The sequence below is a fragment of the Sphingobacterium alimentarium genome, assembly GCF_004342685.1.
Lineage (GTDB): Bacteria > Bacteroidota > Bacteroidia > Sphingobacteriales > Sphingobacteriaceae > Sphingobacterium > Sphingobacterium alimentarium.
In genome coordinates this window covers 59,192-78,660 of sequence record NZ_SMBZ01000008.1, presented here as the reverse complement: position 1 = coordinate 78,660, position 19,469 = coordinate 59,192, and the positions used below count along the sequence as shown (strand labels likewise).

Sequence of the window (19,469 nt, the reverse complement as noted above, 5' to 3'; positions counted from 1 at the left end):
CATGATACATAGAACACTACTATTAATTTGTAATATTTTGCTCATCGGCACTACCTTGTTCGCGCAGTCTCCTGTAGAACGAAGAAACCGCACCGTATTCAATCGTATTGAATATTTTATAAATACGCAACAGCCTGACTCCGTTTACACTTTAGCCTCCCCATCGTTTAAGGAGCAATTGAAAGAAAACGAATTTACAAATCTGATCAGCAACCTTGCTTCTTTGGGTAAAATTACTGATGCCCAAGTGGTCACCTTTTCGAATAATATTGCCGGATACAATCTTACTGCAGGAAATACAAAATATTCTATACAGCTAGGCGTAGATTCGAATTTCAATTTTTATTACTTTTTGGTCAAGCAAGGACATATCCAGACTGCCCAAAGGACGGAAGAAGTACAATCTAGCGTCACCAAGCAGAATCCATTGGATTACTTTGTAGATTCTATAGCACAGGCATACCTGTCTAACCCAAACACGAAATCTTTATCCATAGGTGTCATAAACAAAAATACTGTAAATACCTTTTTCTACGGTCATACAGTTGCCGGAAATGAAAACTCCTTGCCAGATGGCAATACATTGTACGAAATCGGTTCGCTTTCCAAAATTTTCACTTCCACCCTATTGGCGGACTTGATAGAGAAAGGCACGTTAAACCTAGATGACAGCATTGCAAAATATTTGCCTGACTCGGTTGCGCAAAATCCTTTAATCCAAAAAATCACTTTCAAACAATTAGCCAACCATACGTCCGGTCTTCCGCGCCTGCCATCAAACTTGGATAAAGTAGCCAAATTCAACCCTAAAAACCCGTATGCTACTTACAGCCGTAAAGACTTATTTCAGTTTTTGAAAGATGTGAAAAGCGACAACGAGCCGGGTGAACAATATGAGTATAGCAATCTGGGATATGGACTATTAGGAGAACTGATCAGTATTATTACCAAAAAATCCTACGCGCAAAACATCAAAGAAATCATTACAGATTCTCTACGCATGTCCAATACGGTAGAGAAAATTAGCCCTAAAATCCACAAAGCAGCAAAAGTATACAATCAAGACGGAGAAGAAGTCCCTACATGGGATTTTCAGGCGCTATCAGCTGCTGGATCGCTCAAATCTACGGTCCATGACCTTTTGCGCTTCGCGCAATATCAGTTCAAGCTTCCAGAATCCAACCTGGAGAATGCCATGATGCTGACCAGACAATTTACCTTCTATCTGCCACCTCAGACAGACATCGGTTTGGCTTGGCATATGAATATGGTGGATGATGTTATTCAATATACACATGAAGGCGGTACGGGCGGCAGTTCCTCGTTTATTGGCCTTGTCCCAGACAAGAAATCCGCTATCGTGGTCTTATCCAATGCCGGCATTTCGGTGGGTGAGATTAGTGCGAAGATTCTTAAACAAATTGCGAATAGTAAGTAACTAAATCAAGAATAACGAAGCAAACATCCTATTAAAGGGCAAAATGCTTATATTTGAGAAAACAATATAACTAATAACAACGTGAAAAAACGCATTGCTATTTTCGCTTCAGGTTCTGGTTCGAATGCGCAGAAAATCATGGAGCATTTCAAATATTCCGATGACGCTGAGGTATCGCTCGTACTAAGCAATAATCCAGAAGCTTATGTATTGCAGCGAGCTGATAACTTTGAAATACCATCCCATGTATTTGACAGACAAGAATTCTATCATACAGACGATGTGGTCAATATACTGAAGCGCTTAGATATTGATTTGATTGTGCTGGCAGGTTTCTTGTGGTTGGTGCCCGAAAATTTATTAAAAGCTTACCCTAATAAAATTATCAACATACATCCTGCCCTATTACCAAAACACGGCGGTAAAGGCATGTATGGTGACCGGGTGCACAAAGCTGTCTTGGCAGCAGGAGACGAGGAGCATGGCATTACGATTCACTTTGTGAATGAACACTTTGACGAAGGAGAAGCTATCTATCAAGGAAAATTTAAGGTAGAAAAGGACGACACTTTAGAAACTATTAAATTCAAGGGCCAACAATTGGAGCACTTGCACTACCCTAAAGTAATCGAGAATTTATTAAAGAAATACAATTAAGCAAAACATCCCTAGGGGTGTGTTTTTTGTTTTCATTACGTGAGTTTGGATTAAGAATCCCGCTATGACTGGTACTATTTTATGTAAAAAAACGTCTATAAATATAATTGTCCGTCATTTCGAACCAAACAAAGTGTAGGGAGAAATCTAATGACAGATTTCTCCTTCCGCCGAAATGAAGCGGCTTACGCACGGATTATCCCATACCTATCTAACTTTAAGTGATTTACGAAAAACTAAACTTATTAATAGCAACAAATTATTTAAGCCATTACCTTATGAAATAAGCAGGTAAATAACTACCTTTGCTGCTCCAAATAAAAAACAATGAATCATCCTGTTAAGATTAAAAATGCATTAGTATCTGTCTATTACAAAGACAATCTTGCCCCTCTCATTCAATTATTAAATAAGTACGGAGTTACTTTCTACTCTACAGGCGGTACGGAAGCTTTTATCCGTGACTTAGGTATAGGTGTAGAACGCGTCGAAGATTTGACGGGCTACCCTTCTATTTTAGGTGGTCGTGTGAAGACATTACACCCCAATGTATTCGGTGGTATCCTTTCACGCCGTCCATTAGCTGAAGACAAAAAACAAATTGACGAGTATAACATTCCAGAAATCGATTTAGTAATCGTGGATTTATATCCATTCGAAGAAACTGTTGCTTCGGGTGCGTCAGAACAAGATATTATCGAGAAAATCGATATCGGTGGTATTTCATTGATTCGTGCAGCAGCTAAAAACTTCAACGATGTAGTAATAATTTCATCGAAAAATGATTACACAGAGCTAGAAGAAATCTTAGCCGCACAAGAAGGTGTGACGACTTTAGAGCAACGTAAATCATTTGCTAAACGTGCGTTCAACACTTCATCGCATTACGATACAGCAATTTTCAATTATTTCAACCAAGAAGAGCCAATCGAAGTTTTCAAACAATCCGAGCAAAAAGCACAAGTATTGCGTTACGGCGAGAATCCACACCAAAAAGGTGTTTTCTTCGGTGACTTAGATGCGATGTTTGACAAATTGAATGGTAAAGAATTATCATACAACAACTTGGTAGACGTAGATGCAGCTGTAGCTATCATCGACGAGTTCGAAGAACCTACTTTTGCTATCTTAAAACATACAAACGCTTGTGGTGTTGCTTCACGCACTACAGTAAAACAAGCGTGGATTGATGCTTTAGCTTGTGATCCAGTTTCGGCTTTCGGTGGTGTATTAATCACAAACCGTGAAGTAGACGGCGAAACAGCTTCCGAAATCAACAAATTGTTCTTCGAAGTTTTAATTGCACCTTCCTATTCGGAAGAAGCAGTTGCTATCTTGACAGAAAAGAAAAACAGAATCATCTTACGTCGTAAAGAAGTAAAATTGCCTACTGAGCAATTCAAAACTTTATTGAACGGTGTAATCTTACAAGATAAAGACAACACAGTAGAAGGTCCTGAGCAAATGACTACTGTAACGAAAGTTGCCCCTACTGCGGAGCAATTGGAAGACTTGTACTTTGCGAACAAAATCGTTAAGCATACAAAATCAAATACGATTGTATTTGCTAAAAACGGCACTTTAATCGCTTCAGGTGTGGGTCAAACTTCACGTGTTGATGCCTTGAAACAAGCTATCGAAAAAGCAAAAGCTTTCGGCTTTGACTTAGTAGGTTCATCTATGGCTTCTGACGCTTTCTTCCCTTTCCCTGACTGTGTAGAAATCGCGGGCGACAATGGCATCGCTGCGGTATTGCAACCAGGTGGCTCGATCAAAGATCAATTGTCTATTGATATGGCAAACGAAAAAGGTCTTGCGATGGTGACTACAGGTGTTCGCCACTTCAAACACTAATTTATCTTAATTACTATATGGAAAGCTCAATCGTAAGATTGGGCTTTTTTTATGGATTCACTTTCTCTAATTTCATTATTATAGTTTGGCTATCCATACATTCATAATGATTCAAATGCCACACTTTGTTTCGCTAAACATTCAACAATAAAACTTAAGAATCTACAAACCAACTACTTAAAAACTAAACAATTATAATTAACGAAATTCGCTTATAATGATTATTTTACTAAACATTTTGTATATTAGTTTCGTGAAATAACAATGTTATGTGTAACTGTAAAAGATGACAATAATAGACAATTTACCACAGAAACCAAAAGCATTTATAATAGACTTGAAGGACTTTGACAAGAACGAAAAGTCTTTACATATGTCTGGTTCAGCTAAGAATCTGGACAGGCTAAAAGAATAGTCAATTGAAAACTTATGGCTTATTGGTGCTAACGATAAGGAATTAAGAAAAATACTTCCTTTAGTTAATTTAAAGTTTCTAAATTTATATCAAGTATTAGCAAAAGACTTGACAATTCTTGAAACACTCGACAAGACCGAGACTATTATTTTGAATTAGAATACCAAATCAACATCACTTTGGGACATTAGCAAAAATAAATGTTTAAAGTCACTTGAAATAACAGACTTTTCAAAACTAAAAGAAATTGACCAGCTTTCATTAGCAACTCAAATATGCGATTTGACACTTGGTGGCGGACACGACAAGCCATTGAAAATAAAGTCAATTAATCCGCTTAAGAATTTGACAAACTTAAAAACTCTCAGCTTGACAAATCTCAAAATTCCGGACGATAGTTTGCAGCCATTATGGCATCTTAAAAATTTAGAATATCTGTTTTTGTCAAATCAATTTGAAACAAAAGAGTACGCTTGGTTAGCAACCAGACTAATAAATACCAATTGTAAAATGTTTAAGGCGACAAATTCTTGCAACATCATTGGAGCTGACAATAAAACAATTTGGAACACAATGCTTACTGGACGAAAAAAATCATTTTACTCTCAACCAAAAACCAAGCAAAAATTGACAAGCACATTAAAGACTTTGAAAAATTAAAGACAGAACTTTCAGAATAACACAGCTACAGATAATAACTAAGCTTTCGTCTTGCCCGTAGGGCTCGAGATGAAAGCCCGTTGAACGGAACCGGTTACTGGATACCTATCTTTATGGAGTTTTCATTTTTAGGTTAGAAGATATTCGAGCAGGTGGAGGCCTGCTTTTTTGTTTTTTATGGTTTTAACTATTAATAATCAGTTTATTATACTGATTACCATCACTTCTGAACACAAGTTCCCTTACCCATAAAAGCTAATTTACAGGGACAAGTTTATGGTCAAGAAGGTAATCTTTTGGTGGACCTCTCTTTCCAAAAATCAATATCGTAACCAAGTTTCCTTCATGACAACAGCGACATTTAAGATGTTGCATTTTGGCTGCTTTTTCGGGTCTAGTAATTTTTAACGTATCTTGTAATTGCTGAAGCTTACCTCGTTTCCAGCGGCTACTTAAAATACCGTAATGACGAATACGAACAAATCTGCGCGGCAAAATGTGCAAGCTAAAACGTCGGGCAAATTCTTCATGTTTCAACTTCAGTTCCTTGGTTTTACTTTCCATCTTTATAGTCTTTGTAGTTAATCGTAACTTCTTGATGGCTTACGCTTTTTATCCGATGATTACTGATAGCTACCTTATGTGTATACCGTCCTAAGTATTCTATCACTTGCTTGGGGCCACCAAATGGTCGTTTAGCATACACTACCCAATTCTTTTCAAACAAACTCTGGTTAATAGCAGAGTTGGTGAGTTTCTCTTTACGCAATAACGCCACATATTTAGCCCGAAAGACTTTACTCAATGCTAGCACTGAAAACATATATTTATCAGCTTTAATTTTACCTCTCCACTTCCCATTTTCATCGATACCTCCACCTGGAACAATACAGTGCAAATGCGGATGTAAACTCAGATTTTGTCCCCAAGTGTGCAGAATGGAAATCATACCCGATTGTAATCCTTTGGTTTTACCAAACTGTGATAAGGTAGACCAAGTGGTTTCAAACAACAGGCGGTAAATGATATGCGGATGTGAGATGGCCAAACCATTAAGCGTATCGGGCAAAGTGAAAACCAAATGATAGTACGAACAAGGCAATAAATCTTGCTCTCGAGCTTGAATCCATTCTTCACGTTTATGACCTTGACATTTCGGACAATGACGATTTCGACAACTGTTGTAACTAATACTTATGTTCCCACAAGAATCACATGCATCAACATGACCTCCCAAAGCGGCTGTTCTACATAATGTTAAAGCTCTTAGTGTTTTCTCTTGGTGAACCGTAAAGTTTTGATGGGATAAATCTACTTTTCCTAGCACATCGGCTACTTCCCAGTGCGGCTGCATAAAGAAAAAACGATATCAAGAGGACTATGGACTTTTTGTTGGGCTAACTGACAAACATGAAGGTATTCCATCGTACTCTCCACCCGTTCATGCCCCAGAAGCTTTTGAACTTGTAGAATATTCACACCATCTTCTAACAAATGCGTAGCATAGCTGTGCCGTAGCGTATGGGTATGTACCTCCTTGAGGATGCCGGCCTTTTTACAAACGGTTTTGACAACCCATTGAACGCCACGCTGGCTATAACGCGAATCAAAACCTTTGCCTTCTTTGCTATTGCCTGTGAATAAAAAGGTAGTAGGATGTTCTGCTGAAATATAACTTTTTAACCCTCTAATAAGGTGCTCAGAAAGTGGAACATAGCGGTCTTTTTTGCCTTTACTTTGAACAATATGAAGGAGCTTACGATCAAAATCAAGATGTTTTAAGGCTAGATTACGTACTTCCATACAACGCAGACCACAGCCATAAATTAATCCAATCAATAAACGATGTTTAAGTAAATCCGCTTGTTGAAGCATACGCCAAATCTCTTCCCGACTCAAGATAACAGGAAGCTTTTTCTCTTTGGAAATAGACGGTAGATGAAGATGGTCGTACGGAAGATTTTCGGTTTTTAATAGAAATCGAAGACCATAGACAGTGTGCTTAAAATACGTTTGAGATGGACTTTTGCTTCTTTGCTGCAAGTGATAAAGGTAGTCTTGAACTTGTTCAGCATCTATCTCAGTGGGAAGACATCCAAAATGTAATGCCATCGCAGCCACATGACGGCTATAGCATTCGAAGGTACGTTTACTACGGCCTAAGACTGAAATATTACGCTCAAATCGTTGCAACAGTGATTCGAATCCTGTAACTTCACGACAGGCGCGATGGAGAAATTTATTGTACCGTAAATCCTCCGGTTCTTTTTTTTGTTACCATAATAGTATATTAATTCACCTATAAAGCTATGATTTATAGACGATAGAAAGGCTACCGGAGGTTTAGTTCAACAAGGGTTTGCCAAAAGCGGGGCTGACGTTCTTCGATTTAGCATTTGTGCAATGGTCAGTATTACTATTTCTATTGAACTTTTGTGCAAAAAATCCCCGCCTTCTGCAACACCCAAAACGCCCGCTACACAAACACACCAAAACTTTGTTGCACCAATGCCGCTAGTTCATTAATTGGCAGTGATGGCTCTGGTCCGTCTGTTGTCGTCCATGTACGAGTTGTCGGATCAAAAATCAATGTGTACTGCACAAGGGTATTTTCTGTTACGGTGAAATGATGCGTCTTGGGATTATACTGCACATCAAATATTATCGTTTCGCCATTCACTTCCTGCGTAAACTGTCTCATTAAATTGTGATTCATCTTAGTATTATTTTCAGTCTTATACTTGTTTTTCAATTTATTTTAAACGGATGAACTGTAAATATTGTTTTATCTAATAAAGACAATATGCCACGTACGATTCAAATTATATCTCCACGACATGCTTCTGAAAAGATTCTTTTAAAGTTGGCCAGCGAAAAAGGAATATTAGGAATTCGATTTCAACAAGGTATATCCTTAGATCCCTCTGGAGATGTAATTTCGATTGATGTGTTGAATAACGAAATTCGGAATGTCATGCAAGTATTAGAACAGGAAGGCATACTGGATGATCCTAATTATTCGCTGACTACTTCCGAATCGTCCAGTATGCTGAGCAATACACATAGCAAAGCCATCACCACTGATGGCAGTCAGACCATTTGGGAAGAAACGTTAACCACTATAAACGAACAAAGTCAAATGACTTTCAACAATCTGATGACGATGTTTCTTTCCGGGATGATTGCGGTCATTGGTCTGGCCACCAATGCAATTCATATCGTCATTGCCGCATCATTGCTTGCCCCCGGTTTCGGCGCTGCAGTTCGGGTATCTTTGGGGGTAATTAATCAACACCAAACATGGAAACAGGGGATTAAAGATATCTTATTAGGTTATCTTGCGCTATGCCTTGGAGCAGCTCTGGTATCACTTGGTCTTAAGTTTTTTGGAACCCATCTTTTGATAGGCTCATCTTCGTATTTACCCCAAAATAAACTCGTAAAATACTTTACGACTATTACTTTTGAAGGTATTTCCGTATCTGTTTTAGCATCTATCGTGGGTACTATTTTAATACTTACTAATCGCACCATTTTGACTGCCGGCGTAATGATTCTTTTGGCATTAGTAACATCGGCCAGTATTGCAACAATGGCTTTTGTGGAAGGTGATTTTGATATGGGATTAAGTGCATTGGGAAGATGGGCCTTAGAAGTAGGGATAATAGGGAGCTGTTTCGCAATTATATTTCTCTTAAAAAAGCATACCGTGATGAATCGTTCGATGAAGATTTAGGTAATGAGAACAATTATAAACCTCTGATAATCTTTGTAAAATAGTAATATATTTTTTATAATTTTAAAGAAGGTACCAGAAAAGAAATTACTCCATAGCCCTTAAATATGCTAATTATGTTATTCAGAATCACATTAATTTTTTGCCTTATGCTTGCTGTCATGGCCTCTAGCTTCGCTCAACATGCTCCTGTAAGACTTGGCGTCGTAGGACTGACTCATTCCCATGTGCATTGGATCTTAGGAAGTCCAAAATCCGATGCTTATCAAATCGTCGGAATAATGGAACCCAACACTGATCTAGCAGAACGGTATGCCAAGCAGTACAAATTTTCGATGGATATGGTTTATCCCACCATGGATGCAATGATTAAGGCTACGTCTCCACATGCCGTCACGGCTTTTGGAACGATATTCGAACACCTCGAAGTCGTGGAGACTTGCGCTCCTAAAGGAATACATGTCATGGTAGAGAAGCCTTTGGCCGTCAACTTGGAGCACGCCAAGAAAATGGAAGCATTGGCCAAGAAGCACAAAATTCATCTCATTACCAATTACGAAACTACTTGGTATCCTACTATGCAAAAATCCTATGACTTGCTGAAGAATAAAGCAGTAGGTGACGTTCGAAAAGTAATCATTCGGGATGGCCATAAAGGTCCGGTGCGCATTAACTTAGAGCCCGAATTTTTATCCTGGCTGATCGACCCCATTCAAAATGGAGCAGGTGCATTGACAGATTTTGGTTGCTATGGTGCCAATCTGATTACTTGGTTTATGGATGGTAAAAAACCCATTTCCGTCACAGCCGTCACTCAACAAATGCAAAAAGAGAACAATCCATTGGTGGATGATGACGCGACGATCATTCTGACTTATGAAAACAGCAATGCGATTTTGCAACCCTCCTGGAACTGGCCTATCGGTCGTAAGGATTTAGAAATATATGGTACGCTAGGAGCGATTTACGCCGACAATAGCAGCAATTTACGGGTTAGAAAATCAGAAGGTTATGATAGATATAAAGAAGAAAAACTTGAACTAAAACCATTGGATCAGCCATATAACGATCCCTTCCACTATTTCTCCGCTATCATCAATAATGAAATTAGTATTCAGCCTTCGGATCTTTCCTCCCTTGAAAATAATATGGTCGTAATGGAAATATTAGATGCTGCTAAGCGAAGTGCCAAGAGCAAGAAGACAGTTGTATTGAGATAGACAGGTGCTTGTCAAAGTGTTCTTATGCTATCCATACGAATGCGTCGTTTCGAGCAAAGAGAGAAGTCTAAGTTCATAAATAATAGGAGATATACTACTTTTATTCATTTATTAGAGTTCTCCTCGTTCCTCGTCTTTCATAGGATAATTGTCTTTACTATAGTTAGGAACAACTTTATAGTAGTTTAAGCTATTTACAGTAGAATATCCATCATTATTTTAGATATGCAAATCTGATTCATACTTATTAATTTTTAGTAGACAGATTCGCTCCAATATTTATATGTTAAAATCAAAGAGAAAGCGGTTGCACTTATATATAAAAATAGATTTAGAATTATTTATTCTTACGAAACAATATAAAGCAAAGTGTCGCTATTCCAGTCAAAAATGGATAATATAGATAAGATATAAGTTCGATAGGTGATACGGTAGGCGCAACGGCCTCACCCAACACAAGCGAGGAGGCAGCCAATGCAGCGAGAATCTGCGCACCATAAGGAATCACTCCTTGGATAAAGCACGAAGTAGTATCCAAAATACTGGCTACGCGAGTTGGGGAAAGATTAAATTTATTAGAAATTTCTTTGGCTAGCGGTCCGACAATCACGATAGTTATTGTATTATTCGCTAATGCAAAATTAACGAGAGCCGTCAAGGAAGCAATCCCTACTTCAGCGCCTCTTTTGCTATTAATATTTTTTAATACGGAATTCAATAGAAAATCAATACCACCATTATAACGAATGATCCCCACTACTCCACCAATGATCAAACAAAGCAAACTCAACTCAAACATCCCAGCAAATCCGGAATTAATACTTTTGATGGAGTCCAATACGTTAATCGAATTGGTGTAGAGTCCTATCAATAATGTCCCGATGATACCAATACCTAATGTCCATATCACCTGCACACCGACCAAAGCCAACACAAACACAAGAACATATGGAAGCACCTTAATCAACTCATAATCCTTTACCTCAATATTTCCTACATTTTCCACAAAGGAAGCTCCTTGGAAACAGTAAATGATGAAAACGAGAACCGCTACAGGAAATACTACCTTGAAATTAGCCTTAAACTTATCCCGCATACTTACATTCTGCGTACGTGTAGCAGCGATTGTCGTATCTGAAATAAAGGATAAATTGTCCCCGAACATCGCTCCTCCTACTACTGCCGCCAAAGCGATGGCTGCAATGCCCGGAATATAGGTTTCAAACCCTACCGCCAACGGCCCCAGCGCCACAATAGTGCCTACGGAGGTCCCAAGAGAAACCGAGATAAAACAAGCTATGAGGAATATACCCGCCACAATATATTGTGGTGAGATGTAGGTCATGGCAAAATTGACTGTTGAAGAAAGCGAACCAATGGATTTGGATAACTCGCTGAAGGCGCCCGCCAACAAGAAGATCAGAATCATAATAAGAATATTCTCATCTCCTGAGCCTTTGGCAAAACTTTTAAGCTTTTCGTCAAAACTCTTTTTCGGATATTGGAAAAAAGCTACAAATAGTGCAATGACAAAAACCACTAAAACGGGTAAAGCGTAAAAATCACCCAGATATAAAGAACCAGAAAAGTAGACAATGATAAAAATTATTAACGGTAATAAAGCCCAAAAATTACCTGCTCCACTTTTCTGATTCATATGTATGTTGTTAAAATATTATTTGTTGTTTTCTTCCCAGAAATCTGCATTTTTAATACCCAATTTTTTAGGCTCGAATATAGGATCTTCAATTCCTTGCTTACGTTGCGTTTCGTAATCCTTCCACACTTTCATTCCTGTCTTACTCAATAAAAGTATGGCTATTAAGTTGACCCATGCCATCAAACCTACGCCAATGTCGCCCAAGTTCCAAGCCAATTCTGCGGTCTTAATGGTGCCGAAATAAACAGAAAACAAAAATACTATTCGCAATACCCAAATCAAAGATTTAATCTTCTTCCCTTTGAATATATAAGCAATATTCGTTTCGGCATAGTAATAATAAGCCATTATCGTCGTGAAGGCAAAAAAGAACAACGCAATGGCAACAAATTGATTACCTATAGCTGGAAAAATTGAAGAAACGGCAGCTTGTGTATAGCCATCAGCTCCTACATTCGGAATATTGTTAGCAAGGAGTGTCACTGCTTTTCCACTTGCGTCAAATGTCTCTACCACGTTGTATTGATTGGTGAATAAAATCATCAACGCTGTTGCTGTACAGACAAACAACGTATCTACATATACAGAGAAGGCTTGCACAAGTCCCTGCTGCGCAGGATGTTTTACAAGCGCCGCTGCTGCTGCATGTGGACCGGTACCTTGTCCCGCTTCATTGGAATAAATACCTCTTTTGACTCCCCAAGCAATAGCCATACCGATCACCCCACCAAATGTGGCATCAACACTAAAAGCAGAGGAGAATATCAATGAAAATATTGCAGGTATTTGCGAAAAGTTAAGACCAATAATTATTATTGCCATTAATATATACGCTCCTGCCATAAAAGGTACTATATATTCCGAGGCTTGGCCGAGACGTTTCACACCACCGATAATAATAATAGATAACATAGCTACTACAACTATGCCGACCCAGCTTACGGTTAATTCCATTCCGCCAAGTTCTATGACCTCGTTGGAATAATTGAATGCATTCGTTATAGTTCCGTTGATAGCGTTACTTTGCACACCAGGCAACAAAAATCCTGTACTTATGATGGTGATGATGGCAAAAAGCAATGCATACCATTTCACACCTAAACCTTTCTCAATATAATAAGCTGGACCGCCGCGAAAATTAGATCCTTCCCTTTGCTTATAGACTTGCGCCAAAGCGGACTCTATAAATGCCGATGACGAACCTAAAAAAGCTATTATCCACATCCAAAATACCGCACCAGGACCTCCCATATAAATGGCTGTTGCCACACCTACGATATTTCCTGTACCCACACGTCCTGAAATGGCTAATGCAAATGCCTGAAATGATGATATACCTTCTTCGGATTGCTTCTTCTTAAATAGCAATCGCAACATATCTTTTAAATACCTTACTTGGAGAAAACCCGTTCTTATTGAAAAATAAAGACCTACAATCAAACAAAAGTAAATGAAGAAGTCACTCCATACATAGCTGGAGATTGTTGATATAATTTTTTCCATTGAAAAGGTTTTAATAATTTTTGATTGCCCTAAGTAACGTATTTTTTTGACAAAATACGAACGTAATTTTCAAAAAAAACGGGTGCTCAAAAACAACTTTTTCACCATCCAAATGGAAGAAACCGGGGGATGGTTTATTATTTTCTACAATTCTAGGTTATAAGACATAAAAAAAGGAGTTGTATTATATTGGACTGCCCCCAAAAGTTTAGACAAATTTAGTTATTAGATTTGTAATAATGAGCTCGATATTCTGTCGGGCTCATTCCATTTAAATTTAATTTTATTCGCTTTTCATTGTAATATGAGATATAATCTTTTATATCATTTTTTAATTTCTCAGTTGATTCATATAGAAGAGCTCTGACTTAATTGTTCCGAAGAAATTTTCCATCACAGCATTATCCAGGCAGTTTCCTTTTCTGGACATGCTTTGTGAGATTCCGTTTTCCCTTAACGATTGTTGATACTTCTGCATTTGGTATTGCCATCCTTGATCGGAATGTAAAACCAACTGTTCGGCTCCTTTTACTAAGGGTAGTGATTTTTTCAACATGTCCATTACCCCCTTGAAGAGCGGCCTATCAGTAATTTCATAACTGATTATTTCCTGATTGAACAGATCAATGATCGGGCTAAGGTAGAGCTTCCTTCCCTTGACTTTGAACTCTGTAACATCTGTGGCCCACTTTTGGTATGGTCTGTCAGCCTTGAAATCTCTGTTAAGAATATTGGGAGCAATTTTTCCTATATCCCCCCGATATGACCGGTACTTTTTCACTCTGATCAGGCTCCTCAATTTCATTTCTTCCATCAGCCTAAGCACGGCCTTATGGTTTATAGCCATTCCATACCGTTTGAGCAGTAAGGTAATACGGCGATAGCCATAGCGCCCCTTATGGTCATGGTATATCCTGCTGATCAGGCTCTTGACCCGTTCATATTTGTCCGGTTGCCCGGCTTTCTTGGAGTAATAATAAAAAGTACTCCTTGCCATTTTAACACAACTCAACAAGATATCTAGGTCGAATTGATGCCTTAGCTCCATTATGGCTTGCGCTTGTTTTCTTCTTGAGCTAAGGCTTGGAGCTTTTTTAGCAATGCATTTTCCGCCCTTAAATACTCGTTCTCCTGCAAAAGTTCCTCCTCACGGCTAAGTGGCTTATTCGATTTTCTAACTTTCCGCTTGATCTGTTGGTTCGCTTTTTTAGTCATAGGTCGTCTTCCTTTAGCCTGCGGCTCCAATCCTGCTGGACCAAACTCATCCAGCCTTTTCTGCCAGTTGATGATGTGGGCATCCGAGGAAAGGTCGAAGCGTACGCGGGCCTCTTTCAAAGATAATCTTTCTTCACGGATTGCCCGAAGGACCGACAACTTAAAAGACGGACTAAAGATCCTTTTCCCTTTTCTGGGAAGAAGTCCTGAAGCTCCTTGATGCTTAAATATCCTATACCAGGTATCAAGTAGTGAATAGGTAATTCCCAATTCTTTGCTAAGAGATTTTGCAGAGCGATACTGCTCATCCATTTGTTTTACACAACTCAACTTAAATTCAAAGCTATGTGTCTTTTTCTTGTTCATAAAAATGCCCCCAGAAAGTGTCTAACTTTTTGGGGGCACTGCATATTGACAACTCCTTTGCTTATTCGTTCTACTATTTTTTTTTTACAAAATTGCCTGACGCACACGGGTTAATTTGGTCAACAAATCTTCCAATAAATCCAAGTGTAACATATTTGCACCGTCAGATTTCGCATTCGCAGGGTCAGGATGTGTTTCAATGAATAAACCATCTGCTCCTACCGCAATAGCTGCTTTAGCTATCGTCTCGATAAGCTCTGGTTTACCGCCTGTTACGCCTGAAGTTTGATTAGGCTGTTGCAAAGAGTGCGTACAGTCCATGATCGTAGGAACTCCGAACGAACGCATCATTGGCAACCCTCTGAAATCAACGATCAGATCTTGATAACCAAATGTATTACCTCGGTCTGTCAAGAAAACTTTATCATTTCCTGAATCTTTTACCTTATCGACAGCAAATTTCATGGATTCAGCAGACAAAAACTGTCCTTTCTTGATGTTCACGACTTTACCTGTCTCAGCCGCCGCCACCAATAATTCTGTTTGTCTACATAAAAACGCTGGAATTTGCAACACGTCTACATAGGCTGCTGCCAGAGCAGCTTCGTGACTCTCGTGAATATCTGTCACTGTAGGAACACCAAACTCCTTGCCTACTTTCTCCAGAATCTTAAGCGCTTTTTCGTCACCAATACCCGTGAATGAGTCTACACGCGAGCGGTTTGCTTTACGATAAGATCCTTTAAAAATATATGGGATGTTCAATTTATCGGTGATAGTTACGATTTTCTCTGCGATACGCAAAGCAATCTCTTCTCCTTCTATCGCACATGGACCTGCCATCAAAAAGAATTGCTCCGAGGAACTATTCTTTATACCAGGAATATATTTATCAATCATTATTTTGTTTTAATTTCCGAATTCTGAAATAAATTTAATACGCATAAGCTGAATATCTTCGTACGTATAGTCTTCTTCGCCTAGCTCCGTCAATGCTGCTTTTATAGAGTCTTCCTCGGCAGTCCTGAAATACTCAAAAACCTCATCTTGCCTATCTTGGTCGATCATCTCATCGACAAAATAACCTATGTTGATTTTCGTTCCCGAATAGACTATCGATTCGACTTCTTTCAATAGATCTTCGTAGCTCAATCCTTTTGAACCAGCGATATCATCCAAACCAATCTTACGGTCGATATTTTGAATAATACTTACTTTCAATGCGGATTTATTGGCTGTACCCTTCACGACCAGATCTTGCGCACGTTCGATATTGTTGTCCTCAACATATTTGCGGATCAACTCTACGAAGGCTGTACCAAACTTCACGGCCTTGCCGGCACCCACACCATGGATTTGCTTAAGTTCGTCCAGACTCACCGGATAATGCGTACACATCTCATCCAGCGAAGGATCTTGAAAAATCACAAATGGAGGTAAAGATTTCTGCTTTGCAATTTTCTTGCGCAAATCCTTTAGCATCTTCAACAATACAGTATCCAACGCTGCAGTTCCTTGCGATGAATCCTCGCCATCCTCATCATCTCCCGATTCAATCTCTTTATTGAGAATAAACTTTATTTGATACGGATTGCTTATATAGCGTCTTCCTTCGTCCGTCAGAACCAAAAGACCATAGTGATCAATATCTTTTTTGATAAAATCAGCTAACTCTGCCTGCCTAATCAGCGAATTCCAATAATTAACACCTTTCTCTTTTCCGGTTCCGAATAGCTTATGCTCCGAATGTTTATAAGCTGATACAGGCTGATTGTTCTGACCAATAAGTACATTTATGACATGTTGATCATCAAATCTGTCCCCTTCTTCTTTGATAAAATTCAATACTTTTACCAAATCCTCTTCGGCTTCGAAATAAGTTTTGGAAGAACGACAATTATCACACATACTATTACAGCCCGTCTCATCAAATATCTCACCGAAATAGTGCAAAATCTGCTTACGACGACATACGGAAGACTCCGAGTAATCAATAACCTCTTTTAATATCTGCGTACCTATTTCCCGTTCGGAAACAGGTTTGTCTTTCATAAATTTGATTAGCTTGTCTACATCCTTTTTGGAATAGAATGATAGACAGTAGCCTTCACCTCCATCGCGTCCTGCTCTACCTGTCTCTTGGTAATAGCCTTCCATGGATTTTGGAATATCATGGTGAATGACATAGCGAACATCAGGCTTGTCAATCCCCATACCAAAAGCAATCGTCGCCACGATAACCTGCACATCCTCCATCAAGAATCTGTCCTGCGTATCCGCACGAGTTTTGGCATCTAATCCAGCATGATAAGGAAGAGCTTTGATCCCATTGATATTCAATACCTCAGAGATTTCTTCCACCTTCTTACGACTCAAGCAATAGATGATCCCCGTTTTGCCCGCATTATTACGAATGAACTTTACAATTTCTTTCACTACATTCTTTTTCGGACGTACCTCGTAGTAGAGATTCGAACGGTTAAAGGATGATTTGAAAAGTGTAGCATCATTCATTTGCAGATTCTTACGAATATCCGACTGAACCTTTGGTGTAGCTGTCGCTGTCAATGCAATGATCGGAATATTGTCTCCGATTTCATTGAGGATAGTACGTATTTTGCGATATTCCGGTCTAAAGTCATGGCCCCACTCCGATATACAGTGCGCTTCATCCACCGCTACAAAAGATAAATTAATAGTTCGTAAGAACGCTATATTTTCTTCTTTTGTCAAAGACTCGGGTGCAACATACAATAATTTGGTGTGACCTGCCGTCACATCTGCCCGCACTCGCGTGATTTCTCCTTTTGTCAAAGATGAATTCAGGAAATGAGCAATACTATCACGACCTCCAAAAGCACGTAACTGATCCACTTGATTTTTCATCAGGGCTATTAACGGAGAAATGACAATGGCAGTTCCGCCGCTCATCATGGCTGGCAGTTGGTAACATATCGATTTACCTCCGCCCGTCGGCATTATTACGAAAGTGTCTTTTTTATTAAGAATGTTAGTGATTATCGCTTCTTGATCTCCTTTGAAAGTATCAAAACCAAAGAATTCTTGAAGATTGTCGTACAATGATTTTTCTATTTCCATCAGCGCCTTTACAAAAATATAAGTAGACTATTGACCATTGTAAAATTTAAATACTTTATTTTTGTCAATTATCATATAAAAATAAGGAGATTTTCCGTGAAAAGCAATTCAGAAATAAAAAAAGAGGCCATTGAGGTGCTTCAATTGGAGGCTAAAGCTTTGGAAGCGTTGACGCATAAAATTACAGATGATTTTGCCGAGGTGGTTAATATTATAGTGAATTTGAAAGGCCGTGTGGTGGTTTCGGGTATTGGCAAGAGTGCTATTATTGCACAGAAAATTGTTGCCACCTTAAATTCTACCGGTACACCATCGATTTTTATGCATGCCGCTGATGCGATACATGGGGATTTGGGAATTATACAGCAAGATGATTTAGTGATTGTGATTTCCAAAAGTGGCAATACGCCTGAAATTAAGGTATTGATTCCATTTTTGAAGCAAGCCAACAACCGAATGGTCGGCATAGTCGGCAATCTCAATTCTTTCTTGGCCCAACAGGCAGACTATGTACTGGACACCACGGTAGAGCGGGAAGCATGTCCTAATAATTTAGCGCCGACGACGAGTACAACTGCACAATTGGCGATGGGTGACGCATTGGCAGTATGCTTGCAGACGCTGCGACAATTTACAGATAGAGATTTTGCAAAATATCACCCTGGAGGTGCCTTGGGTAAGCAGCTATACTTGAAGGTTGGCGATCTATCCAATAATAATGGCAAGCCAACCGTATTGGCTTCAGACAGCATCCGCCATACCATCATTACCATTACTAAATACAGATTGGGAGCTACGGCCGTTATTGAGAATGATCAGATCATTGGTATCATTACCGATGGTGATATTCGTCGAATGTTGGAAAACTATGAGGATACTTCCAAATTGACCGCTAAGGATATTATGAGCAGTAATCCTAAGCAAATTGAAGAAGGTGAATTAGCCATCACGGCTTTTCATACGATGAAAGACAATAACATCTCCCAGCTCATCGTCACTGCCAATGCGGAGTATAGCGGAATCATCCATATACAAGATCTTTTGAAAGAAGGAATAATTTAATTCTATTGTAAAAGGATAAAGTCATGTAAAAATCTTGTGGTGTTTACCAATTAAAAATGACAAGATTTATTTTTGGCAGTAAAATTGATTATCATTGAGTATTAAACAAAATAGGACAGATAGATAAGAAGGTATAAAAATGAAAAAAATCTTAAGCATCGCAACTGCAATTGTTGCATTCATTACTTTAACAGCAATGATGCAAGTCGGAGAATTTAAGTTCGAAACTGAATCGCATGATTTCGGAACTATCGCTTTCAATAAACCTGCAACGTATGAATTCACTTTCACCAATGCCGGCAAAGCGCCAGTCATCATTTCAGAAGTAGCTCCTTCATGTGGTTGCTCGGTAGCTGACTTTTCAAAAACACCTGTTAAACCAGGAGATACAGGCAAAATTAAGGTAACTTATAATGCTGCTACGAAAGGTCCGTTTACCAAATCGTTTATTGTCAAGTCAAATACTAAAACACCAGTAAAAACGCTTACAATAAAAGGTAACGTAGAGTAAAAATTAACAAACAAAAAATAGAAGCCGCACCAAATTACATTTGATGCGGCTTCTATTTTACACTATATTTGCC

General features: G+C 38.8%; 17 protein-coding genes and 1 pseudogene. 8 read left to right on the top strand and 10 right to left on the bottom strand.

Annotated elements, in window-relative coordinates; all coding sequences use genetic code 11:
- Position 1 precedes the first annotated feature (1 nt).
- From EDC17_RS04835 to EDC17_RS17400, 4 genes are all read left to right on the top strand, one after another.
- The gene (locus EDC17_RS04835) at positions 2-1,438 is read left to right on the top strand and encodes a serine hydrolase domain-containing protein (RefSeq protein ID WP_132777017.1); all 1,437 of its coding nucleotides are present in this window, start codon (positions 2-4) and stop codon (positions 1,436-1,438) included.
- An 81-nt stretch (positions 1,439-1,519) separates the two neighbouring features.
- Positions 1,520-2,095, top strand: a complete 576-nt coding sequence (gene purN, locus EDC17_RS04830; protein ID WP_132777016.1) for a phosphoribosylglycinamide formyltransferase — start codon at positions 1,520-1,522, stop codon at positions 2,093-2,095.
- A gap of 327 nt (positions 2,096-2,422) precedes the next feature.
- Positions 2,423-3,949 carry a bifunctional phosphoribosylaminoimidazolecarboxamide formyltransferase/IMP cyclohydrolase gene (gene purH, locus EDC17_RS04825; protein ID WP_132777015.1) on the top strand — a complete coding sequence of 509 codons (1,527 nt, stop codon included), beginning with the start codon at positions 2,423-2,425 and terminating at the stop codon, positions 3,947-3,949.
- Between the two features lie 286 nt (positions 3,950-4,235).
- Complete coding sequence (locus tag EDC17_RS17400) at positions 4,236-4,364, top strand: hypothetical protein (protein WP_262708162.1); 129 nt, start codon at positions 4,236-4,238, stop codon at positions 4,362-4,364.
- 915 nt (positions 4,365-5,279) lie between these two features.
- Here the strand turns inward: EDC17_RS17400 and EDC17_RS04820 are convergent.
- The 3 genes and pseudogenes from EDC17_RS04820 to EDC17_RS04810 form a co-directional block, all read right to left on the bottom strand.
- Positions 5,280-6,378 (bottom strand): annotated as a pseudogene (locus tag EDC17_RS04820) (IS91 family transposase).
- Complete coding sequence (locus tag EDC17_RS04815) at positions 6,357-7,217, bottom strand: tyrosine-type recombinase/integrase (RefSeq protein ID WP_207895682.1); 861 nt, start codon at positions 7,215-7,217, stop codon at positions 6,357-6,359. Before EDC17_RS04815 ends, EDC17_RS04820 begins: the two are co-directional and overlap by 22 nt.
- 283 nt (positions 7,218-7,500) lie before the next feature.
- Positions 7,501-7,740 carry a hypothetical protein gene (locus EDC17_RS04810; RefSeq protein WP_132777013.1) on the bottom strand — a complete coding sequence of 80 codons (240 nt, stop codon included), beginning with the start codon at positions 7,738-7,740 and terminating at the stop codon, positions 7,501-7,503.
- A gap of 87 nt (positions 7,741-7,827) precedes the next feature.
- On the opposite strand from EDC17_RS04810, the gene EDC17_RS04805 reads away from it, so the two are divergent.
- Both EDC17_RS04805 and EDC17_RS04800 read left to right on the top strand, forming a co-directional pair.
- Positions 7,828-8,760, top strand: coding sequence for a DUF389 domain-containing protein (locus EDC17_RS04805; protein WP_132777012.1), 933 nt, complete (start codon positions 7,828-7,830; stop codon positions 8,758-8,760).
- 116 nt (positions 8,761-8,876) lie between these two features.
- On the top strand, positions 8,877-9,980 hold the full coding sequence (locus EDC17_RS04800; RefSeq protein WP_207895680.1) for a Gfo/Idh/MocA family protein: 1,104 nt from the start codon (positions 8,877-8,879) through the stop codon (positions 9,978-9,980).
- Between the two features lie 337 nt (positions 9,981-10,317).
- Here the strand turns inward: EDC17_RS04800 and EDC17_RS04795 are convergent, their stop codons facing one another.
- The 7 genes from EDC17_RS04795 to recQ form a co-directional block, all read right to left on the bottom strand.
- On the bottom strand, positions 10,318-11,637 hold the full coding sequence (locus EDC17_RS04795; RefSeq protein WP_132777010.1) for a Na+/H+ antiporter NhaC family protein: 1,320 nt from the start codon (positions 11,635-11,637) through the stop codon (positions 10,318-10,320).
- 18 nt (positions 11,638-11,655) lie between these two features.
- Complete coding sequence (locus EDC17_RS04790; RefSeq protein WP_132777009.1) at positions 11,656-13,143, bottom strand: alanine/glycine:cation symporter family protein; 1,488 nt, start codon at positions 13,141-13,143, stop codon at positions 11,656-11,658.
- A 218-nt stretch (positions 13,144-13,361) separates the two neighbouring features.
- Entirely contained in the window at positions 13,362-13,454 is a 93-nt protein-coding gene (locus EDC17_RS17555; protein WP_394343345.1) for an IS3 family transposase, read from the bottom strand.
- A gap of 20 nt (positions 13,455-13,474) precedes the next feature.
- Positions 13,475-14,191 carry an IS3 family transposase gene (locus tag EDC17_RS04780; protein WP_243646048.1) on the bottom strand — a complete coding sequence of 239 codons (717 nt, stop codon included), beginning with the start codon at positions 14,189-14,191 and terminating at the stop codon, positions 13,475-13,477.
- Positions 14,191-14,724 (bottom strand): helix-turn-helix domain-containing protein, encoded by a 534-nt coding sequence (locus EDC17_RS04775; RefSeq protein ID WP_132777007.1) that lies wholly within the window; start codon positions 14,722-14,724, stop codon positions 14,191-14,193. Before EDC17_RS04775 ends, EDC17_RS04780 begins: the two co-directional genes overlap by 1 nt.
- A gap of 84 nt (positions 14,725-14,808) precedes the next feature.
- On the bottom strand, positions 14,809-15,624 hold the full coding sequence (kdsA, locus tag EDC17_RS04770; protein ID WP_132777006.1) for a 3-deoxy-8-phosphooctulonate synthase: 816 nt from the start codon (positions 15,622-15,624) through the stop codon (positions 14,809-14,811).
- 9 nt (positions 15,625-15,633) lie between these two features.
- On the bottom strand, positions 15,634-17,823 hold the full coding sequence (recQ, locus tag EDC17_RS04765) for a DNA helicase RecQ (protein WP_132777005.1): 2,190 nt from the start codon (positions 17,821-17,823) through the stop codon (positions 15,634-15,636).
- 96 nt (positions 17,824-17,919) lie between these two features.
- On the opposite strand from recQ, the gene EDC17_RS04760 reads away from it, so the two are divergent.
- The gene (locus tag EDC17_RS04760; protein WP_132777004.1) at positions 17,920-18,885 is read left to right on the top strand and encodes a KpsF/GutQ family sugar-phosphate isomerase; all 966 of its coding nucleotides are present in this window, start codon (positions 17,920-17,922) and stop codon (positions 18,883-18,885) included.
- A gap of 139 nt (positions 18,886-19,024) precedes the next feature.
- Positions 19,025-19,396 (top strand): DUF1573 domain-containing protein, encoded by a 372-nt coding sequence (locus EDC17_RS04755; protein ID WP_132777003.1) that lies wholly within the window; start codon positions 19,025-19,027, stop codon positions 19,394-19,396.
- The last annotated feature ends 73 nt before the right edge of the window (positions 19,397-19,469 follow it).